Source organism: Verrucomicrobiota bacterium, from assembly GCA_016871535.1.
In the GTDB taxonomy this organism is placed as follows: Bacteria; Verrucomicrobiota; Verrucomicrobiia; order Limisphaerales; family SIBE01; genus VHCZ01.
Map to the genome: position 1 here is coordinate 37,091 of VHCZ01000021.1, position 6,859 is coordinate 43,949.

5 protein-coding genes are annotated in these 6,859 nt (G+C 61.7%); 3 read left to right on the forward strand and 2 right to left on the reverse strand.

Going from position 1 to position 6,859, the window contains the following annotated elements; translation table 11 throughout:
* Positions 1–100 precede the first annotated feature (100 nt).
* On the reverse strand, positions 101–2,011 hold the full coding sequence (locus tag FJ398_05040) for a hypothetical protein (GenBank protein ID MBM3837322.1): 1,911 nt from the start codon (positions 2,009–2,011) through the stop codon (positions 101–103).
* Between the two features lie 181 nt (positions 2,012–2,192).
* Complete coding sequence (gene galE / locus FJ398_05045; GenBank protein MBM3837323.1) at positions 2,193–3,164, reverse strand: UDP-glucose 4-epimerase GalE; 972 nt, start codon at positions 3,162–3,164, stop codon at positions 2,193–2,195.
* A gap of 234 nt (positions 3,165–3,398) precedes the next feature.
* On the opposite strand from galE, the gene FJ398_05050 reads away from it, so the two are divergent.
* The 3 genes from FJ398_05050 (at position 3,399) to FJ398_05060 (ending at position 6,696) form a co-directional block, all read left to right on the forward strand.
* Complete coding sequence (locus FJ398_05050) at positions 3,399–4,127, forward strand: DUF1080 domain-containing protein (GenBank protein ID MBM3837324.1); 729 nt, start codon at positions 3,399–3,401, stop codon at positions 4,125–4,127.
* Positions 4,128–4,197: 70 nt separating this feature from the next.
* Positions 4,198–6,165 carry a metallophosphoesterase gene (locus tag FJ398_05055; protein MBM3837325.1) on the forward strand — a complete coding sequence of 656 codons (1,968 nt, stop codon included), beginning with the start codon at positions 4,198–4,200 and terminating at the stop codon, positions 6,163–6,165.
* A 171-nt stretch (positions 6,166–6,336) separates the two neighbouring features.
* Positions 6,337–6,696 carry a hypothetical protein gene (locus tag FJ398_05060; protein ID MBM3837326.1) on the forward strand — a complete coding sequence of 120 codons (360 nt, stop codon included), beginning with the start codon at positions 6,337–6,339 and terminating at the stop codon, positions 6,694–6,696.
* Positions 6,697–6,859: the final 163 nt, after the last annotated feature.

Below are 6,859 nucleotides of genomic sequence, written 5' to 3' on the forward strand. Positions count from 1 at the left end.
GCCAAAAGGGATTTCCGAAAAGGTGGAGCAAACCTGCCGGTTTGCTGCGACGCCCGGCAGGGCGTCGGCCACCTTTTCAGAAATCCCTCTTGCCAATGATCTATCGCGTCAATCGAGGCGGCGTGGGGGAGAACATTTTCCAACGGAGCCCTTGGGCGTTGGCGCTGCCGCTGTACACGACAAAATGGAAATACTTCGAAATCCGGTCAAACGCCGGCAGCAACGAAAAATCGAACCAATCTTTCAGTTCTTTGATTTCACCGCCCCCGCTCAGTTTGCTCTTGATCGTGGGAATCGAGAGCAGTTGCTCCAGCGCGCCCACGTTGTTTTTCAACGTCTCGAAGGCCACTCGCATGGTTTCGTTTTGGTTCTCGAAACCGAACAGACCCGTGCTCATGCCTCCGACGCGTTGCGCCGCCTCGCTCAAGCCGGAAGCCTCGCGCAGCGGCCGGCCCGCGTTCTCGTTGCTGCGGAGGAATTCTTCGAGCATAGCATTATCGGTGGACACGGCCACGTAACCGCCGCTGGCGGCAAAGCTGAGCGTGAGCTTCGGGCTCGGGCCGTCGGGTCCGGGCGGTGTGGGCAGCGTCAGGGAGTAAATCTTCCGCCCCAAAAACTCGCGCTCTTGCGGCGTGACGCCCGCGGCCGCAGAAAACATCGCGGCGCCCACGTTCACGGCCTGCGCCAGCTTCTCCGAGTTTGGCGAGCCGATCAGAAAGAGCGCCGGCGGAGAACTGAGGTCGGCAAGCGTGGTGCCGCGCGGGCTCTTTTCCACGGCGATGAAATCGTCGCCCAGGTTGCCAATGAGACTTTTCTTCAAATCGAAATTGGGATCTTTGTCCTTCCCGATCGTGGACAGCGTCATTTGAAAAAGGCCCGCGATCTCCGGCGACACGCTGGCGATCATGGCCTCCAGCGCGGCCCAGGCTTTCTGGCCATCCAGCCGCCATCGGCTGTATTTGGCCGCTTCGGCCGCGACAAACGGCGGCGGCCCGGAGTCCTTGGGTTCGGCGACCAGAATCTTGAAGAGGCCCTGGCGTTCAGACTCCGGCACGGCCAGGAAAATCTCCGCCGAACCGCCCTCCGCCGAACCGCTCAGTTTGAAGGCCACGGACTTCAGACCGCCCAACCCAAGCGCGGTAAGGATTTTTTCGGGACGCGGCCCCATCGGATTCTCGGCGGCGGCTCCTTTGGCGGATTCGCCGACTTCGCGCAGGATCAGTTCGTAGATCGGTTTGAAATTCACCCAGCCCAACAGGAGCGCATCGCGGAACAGCGCGGCGTGATTGGCTTCGTAGGCCGCCTGCTCGGCCAGCGGTGGCAGGGCGCCACCGGACTGCCGGATGAGGATTCTCTCCAGATCCTTCGCCGAGTTGCCCAATAAGAAGAGCGACTCGGATTGCCCGACGGTGATTTCGAACTGGCCGTCCTTTTTCTCCGCGCTGTCGTCCTTTGGCGCCGGGAAGGCTTTCTCAAGCGTGCGGCTCAGATCGCTGTGCCGCATCAGCAGCGTGGTGAATTCCACATCGCGGATTTTTTCCGATTTGATCTGTTTTCCGGCGTCCACCCATTTCTTGCGCAACGCCGCCCACTGCGTGCGCAAGCGATCGCTCTGGTCTTTGGCATCGATCAGCAGAAGAACCCCCGGTTTCGCGCCGGCCTTTCCGTCGGCTCCGCCGGACGTCACGGCGAAAGTCACCTGACCGTGAACGAGATTGGCGTAGTCGCTGAAAGCGATGCCCAACTCCTTCTCCAGCGGCTCGACCGCGTCCTCGGTAAACTGCTTGAGAAAATGGTCCTTGAACGGTTTCAAGGCCGGATCGCGCCAGAGCTGGCCCAAAGGCGACTGCCCGTAATAGGCGGCGGCTTTGTCCCAGTCCGGAATGGAGACCACGACAAGCGTGTCGGCCGGCAAGAGTTGTTCGGGAGGCGGGACGGCGGCCCGGCTGGCGCCCGCGAATGCGATGAGACAGGCGAGGATCGAAAGGCTTTGTGTCAACTTGCGAATCATATCCGCATTCATCGCACGGAGCGGGCAGGCATGAAAGCGAAATTCGTATCCTCTTTTTGCACGGACCCTCAGGTGGGGCGAGGCTCCAGCCGAGCCAATACCATCGAAGAAAAGCTCGGCAGGAGCCTCGCCCCACCGTCGTTAACTTAACTTAACTTAACTTAGAGGGGTTACCGAAATTCTAATCCGGATAGCCTTCGGGATGCGCCTGGTGCCAGCGCCAGGCCGAGGCGACGATGTCCTCCAGCTTCGGAAACCTGGGCTTCCAACCGAGTTCGCGGACCGCTTTGTCGGCCGAAGCGATCAGGCGCGGCGGATCACCCAGACGGCGCGGCTTTTCCACGGCCGGGATTTTCTTTCCGGAAACCTTTTCGCAGGCGCGGATGACTTCACGGACCGAGTAGCCTTCGCCATTGCCGAGATTGTAGATTCCCTCAGCGCGCGGTTCGAGCGCGAGAATGTGAGCCTGGGCCAAATCAGTCACATGGATGTAATCGCGGATGCAGGTGCCGTCGGGAGTCGGATAATCCGTGCCGTAGATTTCGCAATGCGCCGCCTGGCCCAGCGCGGGCTTGAGGACGTTGGGAATCAGATGGGTCTCGACCCGATGATTCTCGCCAAAGCGTTCGCTCGCGCCGCCGGCGTTGAAGTAGCGAAACACGACAAACTCCAGCCCGTGAATTTGCCGGTACCACGCGAGCATCTTCTCAAACATCCATTTCGATTGTCCGTAGGGGTTGACCGGTTGCTGAGGCAAATCCTCCGTGATGGGCACGCGCTCCGGCATGCCATGGACCGCGCAGGTCGAACTGAAAACGAACTTCTTCACGCCGGCTTCGTGCGCGGCGTCGAGGAGGTTCAACCCGTTGGCGACGTTGTTCCGGAAGTATTTTCCCGGATTGGCCATCGATTCCCCCACCAACGCGAAGGCAGCGAAGTGGATGACGGCGTCCGGCGCGAAGTCCTTCAACGCGCGGCTGACACTTTTGCGATCCTCGAGATCGCCTTCGACGAGCTCCGCCCGTTCATCCACCGCGGCGCGATGGCCTTCAACCAGGCTGTCATAGACCGTGACCGTGTGCCGGGCCTCGATCAATTCTTCCACGCAAACCGACCCGATATAACCGGCGCCGCCGGTGACAAAGACGCGCATGGCCGCAACCTAGTTCGTGTCCCGCGCCCGCTCAACGGGAAAGTTGGCTCTGACGTAATGGGCCCGTCTTGCCCGGCGGTAAAGCGCGAACCTCGTAGCGCAGATTTGTAATCTGCCGTATCGCAGAATTGAATTCTGCGGCGCGGCGGCCAGTTGGATGGCGTCAGAAGGACTGATGCCTTGCCACCTTCACGGAGTTTTGACGACCGTTCCACGGTGAGGTTTAATCGGCGAATGCCACACACCGTTGAATGGTTACGCCTCTTCCTTCCGTTGCCGTTGCTCCTGCTGCTTGCGGCCGGAGAGACGGTTCGTGCTGCCGACAACGAACTCATCGCGGCGGAAGCGAGCGGGGGTTGGATTTTGCTGTTCGATGGCCGATCCCACCGCGGCTGGATGAACAGCGACCGCACAGCCCCGCGGGTCCCGGTGAAGGACGGCGTGCTCAATCCGCACAAAGCCGGCCATTACATGCTCGTCCACACCCAGCAATGGGAGAACTTCGTTCTCGCGCTCGATTTCAAGATCAGCCCCCGCTGCAACAGCGGCATCTTCGTCCGGACTTCTTCCCTGACGCCGCGACCGGGCAAGGATGTCGGCTTCAACGGCCTGGAAATCGCCCTCGACGACACCCGGGGCGCTGGCTTCCACGACACGGGCGCGCTCTACGATCTGGTGAAACCCTCCAAGAACGCGATGAAACCCGCCGGCGAATGGAACCATATCGAGATCACCTGCAATCAGAACTTCATCGAAGTCGTTCTGAACGGGGAGAATGTCCTGCGCGCGGATCTGAGCCAATTCAATGAACCGAACAAACGCCCCGACGGCACCGAGCACAAGTTTGACGTGGCTTACAAAGATCATCCGCGCCGCGGTTACATCGGCCTTCAAGATCACGGCAGTCCGTGCTGGTTCAAAAACATCAAGCTGCGCCCGCTGGACAGACCGCAGGGCCGGTAGGGTAGGCCTGCCGGTCTGCCGACATCATTCTGGCCATCCTCCGCAGTGTCCGTTATCCATTCGGTTCTCCATGAAACGAATCAATCGCCGCACCGCCCTCAAGATCACCGCTGCCGGAGCGAGCGCGCTCGCGCTCAGGCCCGGCGCCCTCGTTGCAGCAAACGCCGCGCAACCCTTCGGCGCCGAATTTCCCACGCTTGAATCGCTCACCACTGGCGAATGGTGGACCCGCGCCGCTGCAAACGCCGCCCGACCCATAGGCAAGCCCAAGACGAAACCAGGCGGCCAACCTCCGGCCCCGCCCATGGACGTGCCGCGGGATCAGGTCGTTGTCTTCGCCATTTACACGCACCAGAACGGCGTCCTCAAGATGTCCGCACAACTCTACCCGCTGAAGCCCGGCGAGGAACGCGTCGCGCGGCTCGAGTTCAAGCGCGACGGCCAGTGGAAGGAAGCCGCGCGCGCCGAGGTGCACTATCCCGGCTGGGACGCGCATTTCCGCATCGAGAATTGGAACAGCACCCAGGCCGTGCCGTACCGCGTGCGCCACGGGGAGAAGGCGATGTTCGAAGGGCTAATCCGTCGCGACCCAGTGGACAAAAACGAGATCGTCGTCGCCAACCTGTCGTGCAACTCCAGCCGCACCGTCGGCCCGCGCACCGAGATCGTCGAGAACCTCCGGCGGCAGGATCCCGATCTTTTGTTCTTCGGCGGCGATCAGACGTATCGCCACACGGAGCACACGGCGGGCTGGATCGAGTTCGGCCTCCAGTTCCGTGACCTCATGCGCGACCGCCCGGCCATCTGCGTGCCGGACGATCATGATGTGGGCCACGGCAATGTCTGGGGTGAATCCGGCAAGCGTTCCACCCTCCAGGGCGACGCCGACGGCGGCTACCGGTATCCGGTCGAATACGTGAACCAGGTGCAGCGCCAGCAATCCTGGCATCTGCCCGACCCGGTGGACCCCGCGCCGGTGGACCGCGGCATCCGCGTCTATTTCACCCGCATGACCGTCGGCGGCGTGGACTTCGCCATCCTTGAGGACCGCAAGTTCAAGAGCGGGCCCGCGGGCAAGATTCCGCAGATGGGTCCGCGCCCCGACCACATCAACGACCCTGGTTACGATCCGAAAGCCATTGACCTGCCCGGCCTCCAACTGCTCGGGGCGCGCCAGGAGAAGTTCCTCCACGATTGGGCGCAGGACTGGACCGGCGCGGAGATGAAATGCGTCGTGTCGCAGACCGCGTTTTGCGGCGCGGTGCACCTGCACGGCTCGCCCGCGAACCGTCTGCTCGCTGACCTCGATTGCAACGGCTGGCCGCAAACGCCGGGCCGCCGCGCGCTCGAACTCATCCGCCGCGCCTGGGCCGTGCACCTTTGCGGCGACCAGCATCTCGCGGTCGTCGTGAAGCACGGCATTCATGAATTCGGCGACGGCCCGTACGGTTTCACCAGCCCGGCGCTCGTGAACACCATTTATGGCCGTTGGTGGCATCCGCTGGACGAGAAGCCGGGGCCCAATCCCGTCGCCGGCAGTCCGCTGCCCTGGACCGGCGATTTCAAGGACGGCCTCGGCAACCGCATTTCGATGCTCGCCTACGCCAACCCGGAGAACCTCAGCGACGAAAAGAAACGGGCCGACGGCTACGGCATTGCGCGTTTCAACAAGAAGGCTCGCACGATCACTTTCGAGTGCTGGCCGCGTTTCAGCGATGTGCGCCAGGGCGACAAGGCTCAGTTCCCCGGCTGGCCCATTACTGTGGCCATGGACGCCAACGACGGCCGCAAGGTCGCGGGTTACCTTCCGGAATTGATCTTCGAGGGGCGCGCGAATCCCGTCGTGCAGGTCATCGAAGAAGTGAGCGGCGACATCCTTTACACCGTGCGCGCGCCGGGAAACCGTTTCCAGCCGCGCGTCTATGCCACGGGCAAACACACCGTGAAGATCGGTCGCAACAAGCCTGACGCCCAAACCCTCGCCGGCTTGGAACCCAAACCCAAATCCTCCACCGGAACGCGCACGGTCAATGTGTGAGGGACGGCAAACGTGTGAAAAGAAGGCGTCACGTGGAAAGAAGAGGGCAGTCAATAGTATCGTGACGCCAGGGTGTCTCATCACGGAACCTCTGGCAACGATCAAACCAAACTCCCCACACTCCGATGAACCTCACTTGCACGCGGGGTATGTTTCTGGCAACGTCGTTGCGTGAGCGAAGCATTGGTGACGGCCGAAACTTTCCGCGTGACGCTGGCTGAGATGGCCCGGCGCAATGTGGAATCTACTTTGGCCGCGTGCGACCAGTTCAGGCGGTGGCACCGCGAAAGCTTCATTCTCAAAGAGCCCACGCTCGATCAGGTGTCCGAACATGCGATGGACGTTCGTATCTTGCTCCTGATGCTCCGGTGGCTGCAAGCGACCCTTGCCGATCCCGGCAGCCCGGCGCGCGAGCTTCTACCCCGCGTCGCAGCGATGATTCGCATCTTGGAGGACTGCTGGCAAAGCGTTCACGAACCCATGGACGAGGCCGAAGCTGAAAAGCTTTTGTCTGAAGTGTTCCCGGAATGAATCCGGAGCTTGAAGGGCTGATCCGAGCCTACGACGCGGTGACCCTCGCCGACAATGAACAGGAGCGCTTATCAATGACTACGAGGACTTCCGGAACCTGCTCCCAAGTGAAGCTCAACTTCAGCACGATTCGTTGGAGCGGACTTTGGTACCCCACGACCGG